The sequence below is a fragment of the Streptomyces sp. NBC_01520 genome (assembly GCF_045040375.1).
Lineage (GTDB): Bacteria > Actinomycetota > Actinomycetes > Streptomycetales > Streptomycetaceae > Streptomyces.
Window position 1 is genome coordinate 3,282,226 of sequence record NZ_CP109404.1, and the last position, 17,912, is coordinate 3,300,137.

A 17,912-nucleotide genomic window follows, 5' to 3' on the forward strand; every position below is an offset into this window, starting at 1 on the left:
CACGTCACTTCGGAGCGACGCTGCCGTCCGTGAGTCCGTCGTACATCCCCTGGACCAGCTGTCCGCCGAGCCGGCCCGCCGTGCGCAGCGCGTCCTCGAAGGCGGCGAGTGCCCGGAACTGCGCACCGTACTGCCGCTGTTCGGCGAGGGGCAGTCTGGGCAGCTGGAGGCGCCGGGCGTCGAGCCGGGCCGCGGTGGAGGCGTAGCTGCTGGCCTGCCGGTTGTTGGCGGTGCCGCGCAGGAACCCGGCGAGGAACCAGGGGTCGAGGGCGGCCGGATCGGGGCGCAGGAGCTGGAGGTTGCGGCCGAGCGCGGCACCCGCCGTGGCCTCGTCCACGACCCGGGTGACGGATCCGCCGCCCAGTACGGGGACGATGACGTCGCCCTCCTCCAGGAGGAGGGGTTCTTCGTCCTGGGCCGGTGCCCCGGCGGTGGGCGCACCGCCGGACGGCGTACCGCTGGGTGCTGTTCCCGCGAGGACGTCGTGCTCGGTGAGGACGGGTGCCGTGCCGCCGCCGGAGCCGGTGCGCAGTTGCAGTGCGCCGGCGCGGGCCAGTTCTCCGACGGTGGTGAGGGTGCGCCGGGACGATTCGGCGGGTGCGGCGGGTGGCGGGGTGAGGCGGGCAGTCAGCTTCAGGGTGTCGTCCAGCCGGTCCCGTACGCGGGCGAGCTCGGCCGCGCCGCCGCCGGCCGGGGGCGGCAGGTGGCGGGCGGGGGCCAGGTCCACGTCGTCGTCGAGGAGTTCGATGACGGGGACGGCGCGGCTGGTCCCGGGCCGGTCGACACGGTCCGTACGGTCCTTCCCGTCCTCGTCGGCGAAGGCGTGCCAGGCGTCGAGTGCGGTCTTCCGGACGGCGGTCCAGTCGATGCGGTCACGGCCGCCGGACGCCGCGGGGCCCGTACCCGGGTCCGTGGGGTCCGCGGTGTCGACGAGCAGCAGTTCGGGTGCGGCGGGGTGGCCCGCCCCGGGCTTGCGCAGCACCCACAGGTGGAGCGGGATGCCGTACGGGGGCGCGGCCCCGGCGGGGAGCGCGACGACTGCGCGCAGCGCGCCGCGGCGCAGCAGATCGGCGCGGATCCGGCGGCCCGAGCGGCGGGAGGCGGCGGCCGGTGGCATCAGGAGGACGGCGGTGCCGCCCTCCTGGAGGTGGGCGAGGGCGTGCTGGACCCAGGCGAGTTCGGATTCGGTGCGGGCGGGGAAGCCGTATTCCCAGCGGGGGTCGTAGGCGAGTTCGTCGTGACCCCAGTTGCGCTCGTTGAAGGGCGGGTGGCAGAGCACGGCGTCCACCGTGACCTGGGGGAAGGCGTCGGTGCGCAGGGTGTCGCCGGAGCGGACGACGAGCGCGCCCCCGTCCGAGCCGGCGGCGTTCTCGGAGTGGAGTGCGAGCCGGAGTGCGGTGAGCGCGGCGAGGTCGGGGTCGGCCTCCTGTGCGTACAGCGTCGCGGACCCGTCGACCGCCAGCAGAAGGGCGCCCGTTCCGGCGGCGGGGTCGAGGACGGCACGGGCGGGCCGCTTCCCGGCCCGGCGGCCGGCCGCCCCGTTCTGCTCGGCCAGGGCCGTCATCAGCTCGGCCAGATCGGGCGGTGTGAGGGTGTACTGGCGGGGATTGGCGTCGAGCTGACGGACGAAGAGGAATTCGAACGCCTTCCGGGCACCGGCCTCGGCGGCCAGTTCGGCCACGGCGCGCAGGAGTGGCACGGAGGGCAGCAGGTCGGCGTCGGAAGGCGTGTGGACCACGCGCTCGGGTCCGAAGCGGGTGGTCAGCACCTCGTCCAGCGCGACCGGCAGGACACCGGCCATCCGCGCGTCCGAGACAGCGGTGATCTCCAGCCAGGCGGTGGGCCTGTCCCGGACGAGCAGCAGGGCGCAGCCCGCGTGGATCAGCGCGGTGACGGTGCCGGCCGGGTGGCCGGACAGCTGCTGCCAGACCCGCTCCCGGAGCGGGACCTCGGCGAGTTTGCCCTGGTCGCGCAGCCATCGTTCGATCTCGGGCAGCGAGAAGGACGGGCTGGTGTCGGTGCCGCCGACCGGCCGGGGGAAGTCGGCATGGCGACGGCGCCAGTTACTGACGGCCGCGCGTCCCACACCTGCGAGCCGTGCGATCCCTGCGGCGGTCACCTCTGTCGAGTTCTCCGGCACTGACTGTCCCCCCGATAGATCGTCGTGTCGGCGAGCATACCGACCCGGCGGACGGACATCGGTTCACATCACCGTCAGACTCCGGACGCATGAACCGTGTTGACTCAATTCACAGGCTCTGGTCTCATTAACTCGTCGCCACAACATGTGGTGCACGGAACCGCTCACACATCCCCGTTCTTCGCCGGAGGGCACACCCATGTCCCAGTTCACGTCGCCGCCGCAGCCCCAGCAGCCCCACGCCCCCGGTCAGGTCCCCGGCCTGCGCCCCGCCCGCAACGGCCTCGGCATCTCCGCCCTCGTCCTCGGCATCATCGGGACCGTCTCCGGGCTGATCCCGCTCCTCTTCTGGCTGGCGGGCATCCTCGGTGTCATCGCCCTGATCCTGGGCCTGGCGGGCCGGGGCCGTGCCAAGCGCGGCGAGGCGAGCAACAAGGGCGTGGCCACGTTCGGCGCCGTGCTCGGTCTGGTGTCGCTGATCCTGTCGGTGGTCGGCGCGGTCCTCACCTTCAAGGCCGTGGACGACGTGGTGAACGACATCTCCAAGGAGACGCAGGGCAGTTCGGCGTCGGCGAAGCCGGGCAGCACCGAGGACGACAAGAAGGGCGACGCGGCGAAGGACGCCCCCGCGAGCGAGGACGAGCCGGCCGCCGAGACCCTGGAGGGCCGTGACACCGCCGTGTACGACGACGGCCTGGAGGTCACGGTCAGCGCCGCCGCCGCGTACACACCCGACGCGTACGCCGCCGGGCACACCAAGGGCAATGACGCCTACAAGGTCTCCGTCGTCATCGAGAACAAGACGAAGGAGAAGTTCGACTCCGCACTCGTCAGCGTCGACGCCCGTGCGGGTGAGGACGGTGTCGACGCCGAGCAGGTCTTCGACGGCAAGGTCGGCACCGGCTTCACCGGCACGGTCCTGCCGGGCAAGAAGATCACGGTGCAGTTCGCCTTCGACGCCCCTGCGGACGCCAAGAAGCTGACCGTCGAGGTCAGCCCCGGCTTCGACTGGGACGCCAGCCAGTGGGACCTGAAGCTCTGACGGTGCCGTCCGCCCCTGCCCGCCCCTGACACCCCCGGAGTCCCGGTACCGTGCGACGCCCTTCAGCCCGCATCACAGCAGCCGCTCTCTGCACCGCACTGGTCTTCGGCCTCGCCGCCTGCGACGCGTTCGCCGGCGCCCCGCAGGCACGGGCGCCCTTCGCCGGTCTGAGCGCTCCGGAGATCACCGACAAGGCGGTCGCCACCACCCGGGCGGCCACGACCGTGCGTCTGGCCGTCACCACGGAGTCGGCGGACGGTCCCGTCCAGGCGTTCGTCGCGGCGGGGGCCAGGGGTGCGTGCACCGGCACGTTCTCCCTGGGGGCGGCGGGGACGATGGAGCTGGTCCGGGCCGACGGCAGGGTCTACACGAAGTCCGACGAGGCGATGCTCCGCGCCGCCGCGGCGGACCGGCCGGCAGAGAGCGGCGGGAACAGCGGCGACGGCAGCGACGGCGAGCGCGACGGGGACGGCATCGGGAGGCTCACCGGCCGCTGGGTGACAGCGCGCGCCGACGACCGGCGTACGGCCGAGAGCCTGCGCTACTGCGACCCGCGCGGTCTCCTCGACCGGATCGCGGCGACGAGCCCGACGGCCCGCGAGGGCGGGCCGTCGGAGGTCGCCGGTACGCCCTGCCTCACCCTCACCGGCGGGACGGGCGAGGAGAGATGGACGGCGAACGTCGCCACGAAGGGCCCCTCACACCTCCTGAGGATGCGTGTCACCGACGGCACGGGAAAGGCCCTCACGGTGGAGTTCTCCGGGTTCGGCGCACCGCTCACCGTGAAGAAGCCGGCCGCCGGCTGACCCGTACGGCCCGTCCACGTACACGGAGACGGGCCGTACGCCCGCTCATACCCGGTGCCTGACCCATACGTTGGGCTCGACGTACGCCGCGTACCCGTGCGTGGTCGAGCAGTGCACGGGCACCAGGGCACCGGGCACCTCCACCGGGCCCTCGACGTCGAACGGCAGCCCGGTCCAGGCCCGCCAGCGCTCCAGGGACGCGCTCACCGTCATCGACGCCGGCGCCACCGCCTCGATCACCCCGCCGGCCCGCACGTGAACCCGCAGCCACGGGTCGACGGGCAGCCCGTCCTCCGGCCTGGTCCGCCGGGCGTACTCCTCCATCGGCGCCGTCGCGTCCGTGTGCTTGGCGCTCGGCCGGACCGGGGCGACCACCTCACCGAAGCCCAGCCGCACCGCGTTCTCGCGCATCGCCGCCAGCATCCGGCCGGAGACCCCCTGCCCGAGCCGCCCCACGGCGACGGTGATCTCGATCGCGCTCACCGTGTCCGGCCTGCGCCCGTGCCGCAGGTCGGAGAACGCCCACAGCAGGACCTGGTCCCAGCCGCCCTCGGGCAGCCGTCCCCGTCCCGCGACTTCCAGGGCGAAGGGGACGGAGTACGCCCGTGCGACGACGACACCGTCCGCATCCGTGGCGACGAGCACGTACTCGGGGAACTCCACCGTGATCCGGGAGAAGTTCGCCCAGCCGACCAGGTCCTCCAGTATGAACTCGGGCCAGGTGTCGGGCATCTCGTCCATCGCCCGGGCGAGCTCGGGTCGCGCGGCGAGAGTGGTGATCATGAGGTCCATGCGGCCCACGCTAGATATCCGGCCGCAGGCCGCCAACTCATTTGCCGTCCCGGCAGGTCCTCACAGCACGAACACGAGGACGAACGTCGGCACCAGGGCCGTCAGGGCACCCGCCGGCCAGTACACCCGCGGATCCAGCCCCGTCCTGCGCCGCACCGGGCGGTCGGCCACCGGACGAGGAGGAGGACCACGTTCACCGGCACGACGATCAGGAGCCACAGCAGCATCCCGTCGTTCTCCGTCGGCTCACGCCGGGTCCGTCCCAGGTCCGCGAGCGGCCCGTTCGACACGTAGTACCGGAGCAGACACGCGGGAACGACACCGGGAACGCCCAGCAGTACGTTCACGCCCACGGCCGCCGACAACCATTTCCGCATGCGCCCGGTATTCACACCCCCGGACGCGCCCCCGGCCGGTTTCCGGCAGGCGGCCTGGACAGCCGTCCGGAACCGAGGGTGCGGGCCCCCTGCCTCGCCCACGGCACCGCCGCCTACGCTGATGCGTCGTGACCTCCTTCCGCTCCTCGCCCCGCGCCCGCCGCCTGCTTCCGATCGCCGTCCTGACACTGGCGGGTGCGCTCGCCCTGCCCGGCTGCGAGATCACGGACGAGCCGACGGACACGGCGCCAGGCCCCGTCTCCGCGGGTTCGGCGCTGAAGGCCGCCGACGGCCTGACGGTGAAGGGCCGGGCACCCAGGACGGGTTACGAGCGCGACGCCTTCGGATCCGGCTGGCTCGACACCGACCACAACGGCTGCGGGACCCGTGACGACATACTCGCCGCGCAGCTCGACGACGTCTCCCGGGACTCCGACGGGTGCAAGGTGCTGGGCGGGGTCCTCGACCCCGACCCCTACACGGGAGGCCGCGTCACCTTCGTACGCGGGCGCAGCAAGGTCGACATAGACCATCTCGTCGCCCTGTCCGACGCCTGGCAGAAGGGCGCGCAGAAGTGGAGCGACGAGAAGCGGCGGGCCTTCGCGAACGATCCGCTCAACCTCGTGGCGGCCGACTCCTCCGCCAACCGCCGCAAGGGCGACGGGGACACCGCGACCTGGCTGCCGCCCAACAAGGCGTACCGCTGCACCTATGTGGCGGGGCAGGTCGCCGTCAAGAGGAAGTACGAACTGTGGGTGACCCAGGCCGAGAAGGACGCGATGACGAAGGTGCTGAAGTCCTGCCCGGACCGGAAGCTGCCCGGCGGCGGCAACCCCACGGAGGCCGGAACCCGTTGACCGGGGCCGGGTCGGGGGCGGAGCCCGAGCCCCGCCCGCACGGCCCGTCCGGCGTCCCGGCCCCGGGAGTCAGGACCCCAGAATCGTCGTGAGGAACTCTCCGGTCCACGAGAGGAGTTCGCGGCCCACCACCGGCTTGCCGCCGATCCGGCCCGCCGTCGGGCGGGGCACCAGGATCTGGTGGGCTGCCGGCTTGATGACCGTCTTCGGGTACAGCCGCTTCAGCCGCAGCTCCTGCGACTCCCGCAGCTCCACCGGCGCGAACCGGATGTTCGGGCCCTGCAGCACGATCTCGCCGACCCCGCAGGCCCGGGCCAGCATGCGCAGACCGGCGACCAGCAGGAGGTTCTCCACCGGCTCGGGCAGCTTGCCGTAGCGGTCGGTGAGCTCCTCGCGGACGGACCTGATGTCGTCCTCCGTGTTCGCGGAGGCGATGGACCGGTACGCCTGGAGGCGCAGCCGCTCCCCCGGGGCGTAGTCGTGCGGGACGTGCGCGTCGACGGGGAGCTCGATCCTGACCTCCAGCGGCGGCTCCTCCTCGACCCCGCCGTCCACCGCGGCCCGGTAGTCGGCCACCGCCTCGCCCACCATCCGGATGTACAGGTCGAAGCCGACACCGGCGATGTGGCCGGACTGTTCCCCGCCGAGCATGTTTCCGGCGCCTCGGATCTCCAGGTCCTTCATCGCCACGTACATGCCCGCACCCATCTCGGTGTGCTGGGCGATCGTCGCCAGGCGCTCGTGCGCGGTCTCGGTGAGGGGCTTCTCCGGCGGGTACAGGAAGTAGGAGTAGCCCCGGTCCCGGCCACGGCCGACCCGGCCGCGCAGCTGGTGCAGCTGGGAGAGGCCGAAGTTGTCGCCGCGCTCCACGATCAGCGTGTTGGCGTTGGAGATGTCGATGCCGGACTCGACGATCGTCGTGGAGACGAGCACGTCGAACTTCTTCTCCCAGAAGTCGACGACGACCTGCTCCAGCACGCTCTCGCCCATCTGCCCGTGCGCCGTGGCGATCCGCGCCTCGGGCACGATCTCGCGCAGCCGTGCCGCGGCCCGGTCGATGGACTCGACCCGGTTGTGGATGTAGAACACCTGACCCTCACGCAGGAGTTCACGCCGGACGGCCGCACCGATCTGCTTCTCCTCGTACGGCCCGACGAAGGTGAGGACGGGGTGCCGCTCCTCCGGGGGCGTCGTGATCGTCGACATCTCACGGATGCCGGTGACGGCCATTTCGAGCGTACGGGGGATGGGCGTCGCGGACATGGTGAGCACGTCGACGTTGGCGCGGAGCTTCTTCAGCTGCTCCTTGTGCTCGACGCCGAAGCGCTGCTCCTCGTCGACGATGACCAGGCCCAGGTCCTTGAACTTCGTCTCCGACGAGAACAGCCGGTGCGTGCCGATGACCAGGTCCACGGACCCGTCCTTCAGCCCCTCCAGTGTCGCCTTCGACTCGGTGTCCGACTGGAAGCGGCTCAGCGCCCGTACGTTGACGGGGAACTGGGCGTACCGCTCGGTGAACGTGCCGAAGTGCTGCTGGACCAGGAGCGTCGTCGGGACGAGGACGGCGACCTGCTTGCCGTCCTGGACCGCCTTGAAGGCCGCGCGGACCGCGATCTCCGTCTTGCCGTAACCGACGTCGCCGCAGATCAGCCGGTCCATCGGGACGGACTTCTCCATGTCCTCCTTGACCTCGGCGATCGTGGACAGCTGGTCGGGCGTCTCCGCGTACGGGAAGGCGTCCTCCAGTTCGCGCTGCCACGGGGTGTCCGGGGCGAAGGCGTGGCCGGGGGCCGCCATCCGCGCGGAGTACAGCTTGATCAGGTCGGCGGCGATCTCCTTGACCGCCTTCTTCGCCCGCTGCTTGGTCTTGGTCCAGTCGGCGCCGCCGAGCCGGTGCAGGGTGGGTGCCTCGCCGCCGACGTACTTGGTGACCTGCTCCAGCTGGTCGGTGGGGATGTAGAGACGGTCGCCGGGCTGGCCGCGCTTGGCGGGGGCGTACTCGACGAGGAGGTACTCGCGGGTCGCGCCCTGCACGGTGCGCTGCACCATCTCGATGTAGCGGCCGACACCGTGCTGCTCGTGGACGATGTAGTCGCCGGACTGGAGGGTCAGCGGGTCGACGGACTTGCGGCGGCGGGCCGGCATCCGGCCCAGGTCCTTGCTCGCGGTGCGCTGGCCGGTCAGGTCCGTCTCGGTCAGCACGGCCAGCCGCAGGCCGTGGTCGACGAAGCCGTGGTCGAGGGCGCCGCACGCGACGTGCACGAGGGACGGGGCGATCTCGGCGAGGTCCTGGTCGATGCGGGCGGCGATGCCCTCGCCGCCGAGGACCCCGGCGATGCGGGAGGCCGTCCCGTGCCCCTCGGTGACGTACACCGTGCGCCAGCCGTCGGCCAGCCAGCCCTTGGTGTCGGCGAGCGCCCGGGCGGTGTCGCCGCGGTACGTCTCCGGGGCGCGCATCCCCAGCTTCAGGGTGTCGTCGTCCAGCTCGTCGTCCGCGGCGAACGGGGACGTGGACCACCACATCATGCCCAGCTCGCGGGCGTGGTCACGGACGTCGGCGATGCCCCGCAGGGAGGCCGCGCCGACATCGATCGGGGCCTCGCCGCCGCCCGCGGTGGCCGCCCACGACGCCTGGAGGAACTCCTGGCTGGTGGCGACGAGGTCGGCCGCCCGGGTCCGTACCCGTTCCGGGTCGCAGACCAGTGCCATGGAGCCCTTCGGCAGCACGTCGAGCAGCAGTTCCATCTCGTCGACCAGGACCGGCGCGAGGGACTCCATGCCCTCGACGGCGATCCCCTCGGCGATCTTGTTCAGCAGCTCGCCCAGCTCCGGGTGGGCCTCGGCGAGCGCCGCGGCCCTCTCGCGCACGTCCGCGGTGAGCAGCAGCTCCCGGCAGGGCGGCGCCCACAGCCCGTGCTCGGCGACCTCCAGGGAACGCTGGTCGGCGATCTTGAAGTATCGGATCTCCTCGACGTCGTCGCCCCAGAACTCCACCCGGAGGGGGTGCTCCTCGGTCGGCGGGAAGACGTCCAGGATGCCGCCGCGTACGGCGAACTCGCCGCGCTTCTCGACGAGCTCGACCCGGGCGTACGCGGCGGCGGCGAGCGCGTCCACGACCTCGCCCAGATCGGCGGTCTGCCCGCTGCTCAACGCCACCGGCTCCAGGTCGCCGAGCCCCTTGACCTGCGGCTGGAGTACGGAGCGGATCGGTGCGACGACCACGCTGACGGGGCCGGTCTCCGGGTCGTCCTGCCGGGGGTGCGCGAGACGGCGGAGGACGGCGAGGCGGCGGCCCACGGTGTCGGAGCGCGGCGAGAGACGCTCGTGGGGCAGGGTCTCCCAGGACGGGAACTCCGCGACGGTGTCCGGCGGCAGCAGCGTCCGCAGCGCGGCCGCCAGGTCCTCGGCCTCCCGGCCGGTCGCGGTGACGGCGAGCACGGTCCGCCCGGCCTCGCGGGCCAGGGCGGCCACGGCGAAGGGACGGGCGGCGGGCGGGCCGACCAGGTCGACATGGGTCCGGTGGCCGTCGGCGGCGGCCTTCACCGCTTCGGAGAGCGCCGGGTCGGTGACGACGACGTCCAGCAGACCGTGCAGGCTCATGAAGGCATTCCGTCCGGTGGGGCGAGGTGGGCAACGCGAAGGGCCCGACACGTAGGACGGGCCGGGGGTTTCCAGCGTACGACTCCGGGGTGGGTGCCGCTCCCGCAACGGGAGTCCCGGACGCACCTCACACGCAGGAATCCGGCCCCGGGGCGTTTGGAGGAACGCACCGGGGCCGGATCAGGGTCATCCTACGTCCGCCGGATTCACCCGTCGGTGGCGATCGCGTTCAGGACGTTCATCCGGCCGGCCCGGAAGGCCGGGACCAGCGCGGCGAACAGTCCGACGAAGGCCGAGGCGACGAACACCGTGAGGATCGTCGGCCACGGGATCTCCAGGACGCCGAGGCCCTCCAGGGCCAGCAGTTTCTGGGCCGAGGTGCCCCAGCCCATGCCCAGTCCGAGGCCGAGCAGGGCGCCGAACAGGGCGATGACCACGGACTCCAGCCGGATCATGCGCCGCAGCTGGCGGCGGGAGAGGCCGATCGCCCGCATCAGGCCGATCTCCCGGGTCCGCTCGACCACCGACAGGGCCAGGGTGTTCACCACACCGAGCACCGCGACGATGATCGCCAGGGCGAGCAGGCCGTACACGATGTTCAGCAGCTGGCCGATCTGGTCCTTCAGGTCCTGCTTGAAGTCGGCCTGGTTCTGCACCTTGTACTGCGGGTACTCGGCGAGGGCACTCTTGAGGGCCGTGTACGCCTCCTTCTCCTTGCCGTCCTTCGCCTTGGCGAACATGATCATGTTCTCGGGCATCCGGTCGGCGGGAAGGTACTGCTCGACGGTCGTGATGTTCGTGTACATCGCGCCCTTGTCCACGTTCGTCTCGTCCGAGGTGATCGCGGCGACCTTCAGCTTCGCCGTCTCGCCGGCCCTGAACGCGACCGTGATCTCGTCCCCGATCTCGATCCCGTGCCGGACGGCGTAGTCGTCGCCGACCGACATCGCGTTCTTGCCGTACGCGTCGCCGAGGTCACCGGCGACCGTCGTGCGCCGCAGGTCCTCCTGGTACGTCGGGTCGGCGGCGACGACACCCTCGTCCTCCGTCTTCCCGTCGGGGGAGGTGAGCTTCGCGCCGACGGACCTGTAGTCGGTGACGTGCTCGATGGCGGGCACCTTCTTGATGGCCTGTGCCGCCTGCGGCACGATCAGCTGGCCGGTGCTCGACTGGACGATGAAGTCCGTGCCGACCGACTTGTCCAGCTCCTCGGTGGCCGAGGCGACCATGGAGGAGCCCACGACCGAGAGGCAGGCCACCAGGGCCAGGCCGATCATCAGTGCCGCACCGGTCGCTCCCGTGCGCCGCGGGTTGCGCAGTGCGTTGCGCTCCGCCAGCCGGCCGACCGGGCCGAAGAGCCGCAGTACGACGACGCTGAGCGCCCGCACCACCACGCCGGCCAGCAGCGGGCCGATCACGATGAAGCCGATGAGGGTGAGGACCACGCCCAGGCCGAGGAAGAGCGAGCCCTCGCCCGCCTTGTCCGCCTGCGTCGTCGCCCACAGGGCCGCCGCACCCGCACCGGTGAGGACCAGGCCGATTCCGGCCCTGATCCAGCCGGACTTCGCGTCCGCCGGGGTCCCCGCGTCACGCAGGGCGGCCATCGGGGAGACCTTGCCGGCCCGGCGGGCCGGGATGTAGGCGGCGAGGACGGTCACGACAACGCCGAGCGCGAGGCCGATGGCCGGAGTGGTCCAGGCGATGGTGAGGTCCTTGGTGGACAGTTCCATGCCTATGGCGCCCATGAGCTTCATCAGCCCGACGGCCAGGCCGACCCCTGCGCCCACGCCGAGGACCGAGCCGACGATGCCGAGGAGTACCGCTTCCACCAGCACGGACCGGTTGACCTGCTTGCGGCTGGAACCGATGGCCCGCATCAGGCCGATCTCGCGGGTGCGCTGGGCGACCAGCATCGAGAAGGTGTTGACGATCAGGAAGATGCCGACGAGGAAGGCGATCCCGGCGAAGCCGAGCATCGCGTACTTCATGACGTCCAGGAAGGAACCCATGGAGTCCTTGTTGGCGGCGGCGGACTCGTCCTGGGTCTGCAGCTTGTACATACCCGCGCCCAGGGCGGAGGCCACGTTCTTCTTCAGCTGCTTGTCGTCGACACCGGGTTCGGCCTGGACGGAGATGTGGGTGAAGACACCGGGCCTGCCGAGCAGCTTCTGCTGGGCGGTGGCCGTGTCGAAGTGGACGACGGCCGCACCCGGGTTGGTCACGGTGAAGGCGGTGATGCCGCTGATCCTCGCCTCGATGTCACCGGTGACGGCGACGGTCCGCAGCTCGTCACCGATCTTAAGGCCGTGCTTCTCGGCGGTGTCGGCGTCGACCATGACCTCGGTCGGGCCGCGCGGTGCGTGACCGGAGGTGATCTCCATGGAACGCAGGTCGTTGCGCGTCCAGTTGCCGGCGATCGTCGGGGCGCCGGTCTCGGAGCCCATGTTCTTGTTGTGGCTGTCGACGACCGTGACGGACATGCTCATGACTCCGCCTTCGGCCGCCTTCACCCCGTCGGCCTTCCCGACCTGGGCGAGGACGGAGGCGGGCAGCGCTTCGGGCCGGCCGTTCTCCGGCAGATCGTCCGCGCCCTCGGCAGCCTTGGGCGTGACGGTGACATCGGCCGACGACGCGGCGAAGAGCTTGTCGAACGTGGTGTTCATGGTGTCGGTGAGGACGAGCGTGCCGCACACGAACGCCACCGACAGCAGGACGGCCACGGCGGAGAGAGCCATCCGGCCCTTGTGCGCGAGGAAGTTGCGCATCGAGGTCTTCCAGACGGTCATGACGTCCGCCCGCGCGCGTCGAAGTCCTTCATCCGGTCCAGGACCTGATCGGCCGTCGGGTTCCGCATCTCGTCGACGATGACCCCGTCCGCGAGGTACAGCACCCGGTCCGCGTAGGAGGCGGCCACCGGGTCGTGGGTCACCATGACGATGGTCTGGCCGAGCTCGTCGACCGACCTGCGCAGGAAGGACAGCACCTCGGCGCCCGCCCGCGAGTCCAGGTTCCCGGTCGGCTCGTCACCGAAGATGATCTCCGGCCGGGCGGCCAGGGCGCGGGCCACCGCGACACGCTGCTGCTGGCCGCCGGAGAGCTCCGTCGGACGGTGCTTCAGCCGCTCGGCGAGACCGACGGTCTCGACGACCTGCCGCAGCCAGGCCGTGTCGGGCTTGCGGCCCGCGATGTCCATCGGCAGCGTGATGTTCTCCAGCGCGTTGAGCGTCGGAAGCAGGTTGAACGCCTGGAAGATGAAGCCGATGCGGTCCCGGCGCAGCTGGGTGAGCTTCTTGTCCTTGAGCTTGGTGATCTCGGTGTCCGCGAGGTGGATCTCGCCCGAGGTCACGGTGTCCAGACCGGCCAGGCAGTGCATGAGCGTCGACTTGCCGGAGCCGGACGGGCCCATGATCGCGGTGAACTGCCCGCGCTCGATGTCCACATCGACATGGTCGAGCGCGACGACCCGGGTCTCCCCCACGCCGTATGCCTTGACGACCTGTCGCGCTCGCGCGGCGACGGCCGTACGCCCTCCAGTGCCCCCGTGCCTGGGAATGGTTACAGCCGTTGTCACGGTTTTTCTCCTATGTCGGTCGATGCCCGGACGCCTCTGTGTACGTTCCGAGTCTCGGGTGCGAGGGGGGTCCGGCGCGCTGGTGCCCAGCGCAGTCTTCGGGTGGGGTTTTCCCCACCCCGCCCTCTGCGGTCAGCCGCAATGCGCGGTGTAGCGCGGCGTAGGAACACCGTAAGGAGCGGGGCCTTCCCGGCACGTCCTCCGGCGGGAGGAACGGCCCCTGGGCGGAAGTACGGAGCTCCCCCTAGGGGTCACGGCCTCCGGGAGGAGACCGGGGTAGGGGATCGCGCGGGAGTCTCACCCTTCGACCGCCCGCTGTCGTCCCGTCGTCGGCGGTGGGACAGTGACCCCGAGAAATTACGTGTACAGGGAAGGAAACCCCGTGGGCGGTACCGGCGGCACGAGCGGCGTGGGCGGTACCGGCGGCGTGGGCGGCACGAGCAGCGTGGGCGGCACGAGCGGCGTGGGCGGGACCGGCGGCACGAGCGGCACGAGCGGCGTGGGCGGGACCGGCAGCGTGGGCGGGACCGGCAGCGTGGGCGGGACGAGCAGCGTGGGCGGGACCGGCGGCGGTCCGGCGCAGGCCGTCGGCCCGGTGGAGTCAACCGGCCCTGGGACAGGGGCCGGAGGGACCCGAGAAGCGGAAGGGGCGGTAGAGGCCGAGGGGGCGGGAAGGGGCAGAGGGGCCGCAGAGGCCGCCACCGCCCGCAGTCGCCGTCCCGTGGCCGTCGCGCTCATGCTCGGGACGGGCCTCGTCGCCATCGACAGCACCATCGTCGCGACCGCCGTCCCGCAGATCGTCGGCGACCTCGGCGGCTTCGCCCTCTTCTCCTGGCTCTTCTCCGGCTATCTGCTCGCCGTGACGGTCACGCTGCCGGTGTACGGAAAGCTCTCCGACACCTTCGGCCGCAAGCCGGTCCTCGTCGGCGGCGTCATCCTCTTCCTGGTCGGCTCCCTGCTCTGTGCGACCGCCTGGAACATGGCCGCGCTCATCGCCTTCCGCGTAGTCCAGGGCCTGGGCGGCGGCGCGCTCCAGGGGACCGTGCAGACCATCGCCGCCGACCTCTACCCCCTCAAGGAACGTCCGAAGATCCAGGCCAAGTTGTCGACAGTCTGGGCCACCTCCGCCGTCGCCGGCCCGGCGGTCGGCGGGCTGCTCGCCGCGTACGCCGACTGGCGCTGGATCTTCCTGATCAACCTGCCGATCGGCGGGGTCGCCCTCTGGCTGGTGGTCCGTCACCTCCACGAGCCCGCCCGGCCGCGCCCCGCCATCCGTCCCCGGATCGACTGGGCGGGCGCCCTCGCCGTCTTCGCCACCGGCGCCCTCCTGCTGACGGCTCTCGTCCGGGGCGGGGTCGCCTGGCCCTGGCTGTCCGCCCCCTCCCTCGGACTGCTGGGTGCCACCGCGCTACTCGCCTGCCTGACCGTCGTGATCGAACGGCGCGCCGCCGAACCGGTCATCCCCGGCTGGGTCTGGCGGCGCCGCACCATCGCCTCGGTCAATCTGGCCCTCGGCGCGATGGGTCTGCTGATGGTCGCGCCGACCGTCTTCGTTCCGACGTACGCCCAGTCGGTCCTCGGACTGAGCCCGACAGCCGCCGGCTTCGTCCTCTCCGTCATGACGCTGAGCTGGCCGTTGTCCGCGGCACTCGCCGACCGGGTCTACAACCGCATCGGCTTCCGGCGCACCGCGATCACGGGCATGACCGGTGCCCTGCTGGCCCTGGCCGCCTTCCCGCTGATCCCCTTCCCCGGGGCCGCCTGGCAGCCCGCCCTGCTCATGCTGCTGCTCGGCGGGGCCCTCGGGCTCTTCCAGCTGCCGCTGATCGTCGGGGTCCAGTCCACCGTCGGCTGGTCGGAGCGGGGTACGACGACGGCGTCCGTCCTGTTCAGCCGTCAGGTCGGCCAGAGCGTCGGTGCCGCGCTCTTCGGGGCGGTGGCCAACTCCGCACTCGCCTCACGGCTGGCGGACGCCCCCGTCGAGGGACTCCCCGGCGACCTGGACGGCGTCTCACGCGCCCTGGCGGATCCGGACGCCCCGACCGCGGCCGTGACCGACTACCTGCGCCGTGCCGTCGACACCGCCACGGACCACGTCTTCACCGGTGCGGCCATGGCAGCCGGACTGGCCCTGCTGGTCCTGGTGTTCGTCACCCCGCGCCGCTTCCCGCTCCTGGCCGAGCACGAGGACAGCACCCCGGCCCCCAGGGACTGAGCGGCGGGAACCGTCCCGGACGGCCCGGACCGGGACCGGCTACGAGTATTCCGACAGCCTGGCCCAGAAGTGGTCGACGATCTCCTCGACGTAGCGCCGCCCGTCCTCGCCCGACGCGGTGCTGCCGCTGGCCCGGCTGAGCGTGGCCGCCATGAGTGCCTGGTACTCCTGGTACATGGAGTCCAGCGGCTCGCTCAGCTGCTTGCGGTCGATGGAGATGAGCTTGGCGATGGCTCGAACATGCGCCTGCCACCGGGTGCTGACAGCTTCGGTGAGCAGGCGGGCCAGCTCGTCCTCAAGCCCGGTGATGGCGATGTAGTCGCGTGGCGGCAGGCGGAGCAGGGTGCCGAGTTTCGCGGACTGTCTCTTGTCACCGGTCCACCGGCCCTCCTCCTCCATACGGAGGTATTCGGCCAGGGGCAGACCCGTTCCGCGGGCGACGTCCTCGGCCGGTATCCCGCAGGCGGTGCGGTGCTCGCGCAACGTCCGTGGGTGCCCCATGATTTCGCGCGGATGACACCACAACGCCCCTGCCAGCGCTGCGAGTTCATTCGCATCGGGCAGAGCGGTGCCGCGTTCCCACGCCGCGATGTGATCGGGCGTGACATGAGCCGTCCCGAAGGAGGCCCTCATTCCGTAAGCAACGTGACCGTGGGCCATCCCGAGCTTCTCACGCAGGGCTCGGGCAGCGCGCGCATTGAAAGGGAGCGGAGGGTGCACGCACAGGACGTAAGCGCATCATCACGGGAAAATCCATGCCTGCTGTCTCCTGAATCACGGTTTGACTCATTAGATCACCGGCGATTTCGTAGGAAACTACAGGGGATTTCGGGCCATCTAATACAACCTCCTGCAAGGGCCTTGCCGGTGAGGGCATGGCACGTATGATCCGCTCGCAAGGCGCCGCATGTGTGTTCGCACAACTGCCTGTCACCATGCCGGGCAGCAGCGGTTTCCCCTTCCCCTTGTCCGTTGCAGGCCCAGGAGACCCTCCCATGCACCCCAGCAAGACCAGCCCGGCCGAGATACCGCCGACCAGATCCGAGGGCGGCGCCATCGACCGGTTCTTCCGCATCACCGAACGTGGATCGACCTACGCCCGGGAAGTTCGCGGTGGTTTCGCCACCTTCTTCACCATGGCGTACATCCTCGTGCTCAACCCGATCATCCTCGGCAGCGCGAAGGACAAGTTCGGCGAGCAACTGGACACCGTTCAGTTGGTGACCGCCACCGCCCTCGTGGCCGCGGTGATGACCCTGATCATGGGCGTGGGCGGCAACCTGCCGCTCGCCCTGGCCGCGGGCCTGGGCATCAACGCCGTCGTCGCGTACCAGGTCGCCCCCCTCATGGCCTGGGACGACGCGATGGGCCTCATCGTGCTCGAGGGCCTGCTGATCTGCGCACTCGTCGCGACGGGCCTGCGTGAAGCGATCATGCACGCCATCCCACAGGCTCTCAAACAAGCCATCAGCGTCGGCATCGGTCTGTTCATCGCCTTCATCGGCTTCGTCGACGCCGGGTTCGTCACCCGCATCCCGGACGCCGCGAACTCGACCGTTCCCGTCCAGCTCGGCACCGGCACCCTCACCGGCTGGCCCATGTTCATCTTCTGCCTCGGCGTGATCATGACGGTCGTGCTCCTCGCCCGCAAGGTCAAGGGCGCCATCCTCATCAGCATCGTCGTGATGACCGTCCTCTCCATCGTCATCAACTCGCTGGCCGACGTGAAGTCCTGGGGTCTGACCGTCCCCGCCATGCCCGACAAGCCTGTCGCCGCACCCGACTTCGGGCTGCTCGGCCAGTTCGACCTGCTCGGCTCGTTCGGCCAGATCAGCGTCCTGACGGTCGTCCTGCTCATCTTCACCCTCATCCTGTCGGACTTCTTCGACACGATGGGCACCGTCGTCGGCGTCACCGCCGAGGCCGGACTCCTCGACGAACGCGGCCAGGTCCCCGGCCTGGGCCGGGTCCTGCTGATCGACGGCGCGGCCGCGGTCGCCGGTGGTGCCGCGTCCTCCTCGTCGGCCACCACCTACGTCGAGTCCGCCGCGGGTGTCGGGGAAGGCGCGCGCACAGGCTTCGCCAACCTCATCACGGGCGGCATGTTCGCCCTGGCGCTCTTCTTCGCCCCCCTGCTGACCATCGTGCCCATGCAGGCCGCCTCGCCCGCACTCGTCGCGGTCGGGTTCCTGATGATGACCCAGGTCAAGCACATCGACTGGGACCGCTACGAACTCGCCGTCCCGGCGTTCCTCACCATCGCCGTCATGCCGTTCACGTACTCCATCACCAACGGCATCGGCGCGGGCTTCGTCTCCTACGTCATCATCAAGGCGTGCCTGGGCAAGGCCCGTGAGGTCCACTGGCTGCTCTGGGGCACCGCGACGCTCTTCCTCGTCTACTTCGCGATCGACCCGCTGGAGCAGATCCTCGGTATCAAGTAGCACGCCGAGCACCGCCGAGGCGGGCTCCCGGGGCACGGACACACCATCCGGGACGCCGCCCCGGCGGC

At 71.1% G+C, this 17,912-nt stretch carries 12 protein-coding genes; 5 read left to right on the forward strand and 7 right to left on the reverse strand.

Annotation, left to right across the window (positions count from 1 at the left end; genetic code table 11):
• Positions 1 to 4 precede the first annotated feature (4 nt).
• Entirely contained in the window at positions 5 to 2,140 is a 2,136-nt protein-coding gene (locus OG524_RS14780) for an N-6 DNA methylase (protein ID WP_405390349.1), read from the reverse strand.
• A gap of 199 nt (positions 2,141 to 2,339) precedes the next feature.
• Between OG524_RS14780 and OG524_RS14785 the strand changes: the two genes are divergently transcribed.
• Positions 2,340 to 3,182, forward strand: a complete 843-nt coding sequence (locus OG524_RS14785) for a DUF4190 domain-containing protein (RefSeq protein ID WP_405390348.1) — start codon at positions 2,340 to 2,342, stop codon at positions 3,180 to 3,182.
• 50 nt (positions 3,183 to 3,232) lie between these two features.
• The gene (locus OG524_RS14790; protein ID WP_405390347.1) at positions 3,233 to 3,988 is read left to right on the forward strand and encodes a hypothetical protein; all 756 of its coding nucleotides are present in this window, start codon (positions 3,233 to 3,235) and stop codon (positions 3,986 to 3,988) included.
• Between the two features lie 45 nt (positions 3,989 to 4,033).
• Here OG524_RS14790 and OG524_RS14795 read toward each other — a convergent pair whose 3' ends face one another.
• Positions 4,034 to 4,780 carry an N-acetyltransferase gene (locus OG524_RS14795; RefSeq protein WP_405810571.1) on the reverse strand — a complete coding sequence of 249 codons (747 nt, stop codon included), beginning with the start codon at positions 4,778 to 4,780 and terminating at the stop codon, positions 4,034 to 4,036.
• Positions 4,781 to 4,881: 101 nt separating this feature from the next.
• Entirely contained in the window at positions 4,882 to 5,157 is a 276-nt protein-coding gene (locus OG524_RS14800) for a hypothetical protein (RefSeq protein WP_405810573.1), read from the reverse strand.
• 128 nt (positions 5,158 to 5,285) lie between these two features.
• Here OG524_RS14800 and OG524_RS14805 point away from each other — a divergent pair, with 128 nt between their 5' ends.
• Positions 5,286 to 6,014, forward strand: coding sequence for an HNH endonuclease family protein (locus tag OG524_RS14805; RefSeq protein WP_405390344.1), 729 nt, complete (start codon positions 5,286 to 5,288; stop codon positions 6,012 to 6,014).
• 69 nt (positions 6,015 to 6,083) lie between these two features.
• Here OG524_RS14805 and mfd read toward each other — a convergent pair whose 3' ends face one another.
• The 3 genes from mfd to OG524_RS14820 all read right to left on the reverse strand — a co-directional run bounded on the left by mfd (position 6,084) and on the right by OG524_RS14820 (position 13,185).
• Entirely contained in the window at positions 6,084 to 9,614 is a 3,531-nt protein-coding gene (gene mfd, locus OG524_RS14810; protein WP_405810575.1) for a transcription-repair coupling factor, read from the reverse strand.
• Positions 9,615 to 9,820: 206 nt separating this feature from the next.
• Positions 9,821 to 12,400, reverse strand: a complete 2,580-nt coding sequence (locus OG524_RS14815) for an ABC transporter permease (RefSeq protein ID WP_405810576.1) — start codon at positions 12,398 to 12,400, stop codon at positions 9,821 to 9,823.
• Positions 12,397 to 13,185, reverse strand: a complete 789-nt coding sequence (locus tag OG524_RS14820) for an ABC transporter ATP-binding protein (protein WP_405390341.1) — start codon at positions 13,183 to 13,185, stop codon at positions 12,397 to 12,399. Before OG524_RS14820 ends, OG524_RS14815 begins: the two co-directional genes overlap by 4 nt.
• A 595-nt stretch (positions 13,186 to 13,780) precedes the next feature.
• Here OG524_RS14820 and OG524_RS14825 point away from each other — a divergent pair.
• Positions 13,781 to 15,400 (forward strand): MFS transporter, encoded by a 1,620-nt coding sequence (locus OG524_RS14825; RefSeq protein ID WP_405812459.1) that lies wholly within the window; start codon positions 13,781 to 13,783, stop codon positions 15,398 to 15,400.
• Positions 15,401 to 15,439: 39 nt separating this feature from the next.
• Here the strand turns inward: OG524_RS14825 and OG524_RS14830 are convergent, their stop codons facing one another.
• Positions 15,440 to 16,060: a helix-turn-helix domain-containing protein gene (locus tag OG524_RS14830; RefSeq protein WP_405390340.1), complete on the reverse strand. Its 621-nt coding sequence runs from the start codon at positions 16,058 to 16,060 to the stop codon at positions 15,440 to 15,442.
• Positions 16,061 to 16,395: 335 nt separating this feature from the next.
• Between OG524_RS14830 and OG524_RS14835 the strand changes: the two genes are divergently transcribed.
• A complete protein-coding gene (locus OG524_RS14835; protein ID WP_405390339.1) occupies positions 16,396 to 17,844 on the forward strand; it encodes an NCS2 family permease in 1,449 nt (482 codons plus the stop codon).
• Positions 17,845 to 17,912: the final 68 nt, after the last annotated feature.

Bases quoted from the DNA above. Each gene is read 5' to 3' on its own strand.
- OG524_RS14785 (WP_405390348.1), top strand. From the start codon at position 2,340: ATGTCCCAGTTCACGTCGCCGCCGCAGCCCCAGCAGCCCCACGCCCCC.
- OG524_RS14795 (WP_405810571.1), bottom strand. From the start codon at position 4,780: ATGGACCTCATGATCACCACTCTCGCCGCGCGACCCGAGCTCGCCCGG.
- OG524_RS14800 (WP_405810573.1), bottom strand. From the start codon at position 5,157: ATGCGGAAATGGTTGTCGGCGGCCGTGGGCGTGAACGTACTGCTGGGC.
- mfd (WP_405810575.1), bottom strand. From the start codon at position 9,614: ATGAGCCTGCACGGTCTGCTGGACGTCGTCGTCACCGACCCGGCGCTC.
- OG524_RS14815 (WP_405810576.1), bottom strand. From the start codon at position 12,400: ATGACCGTCTGGAAGACCTCGATGCGCAACTTCCTCGCGCACAAGGGC.
- OG524_RS14830 (WP_405390340.1), bottom strand. From the start codon at position 16,060: ATGGCCCACGGTCACGTTGCTTACGGAATGAGGGCCTCCTTCGGGACG.
- OG524_RS14835 (WP_405390339.1), top strand. From the start codon at position 16,396: ATGCACCCCAGCAAGACCAGCCCGGCCGAGATACCGCCGACCAGATCC.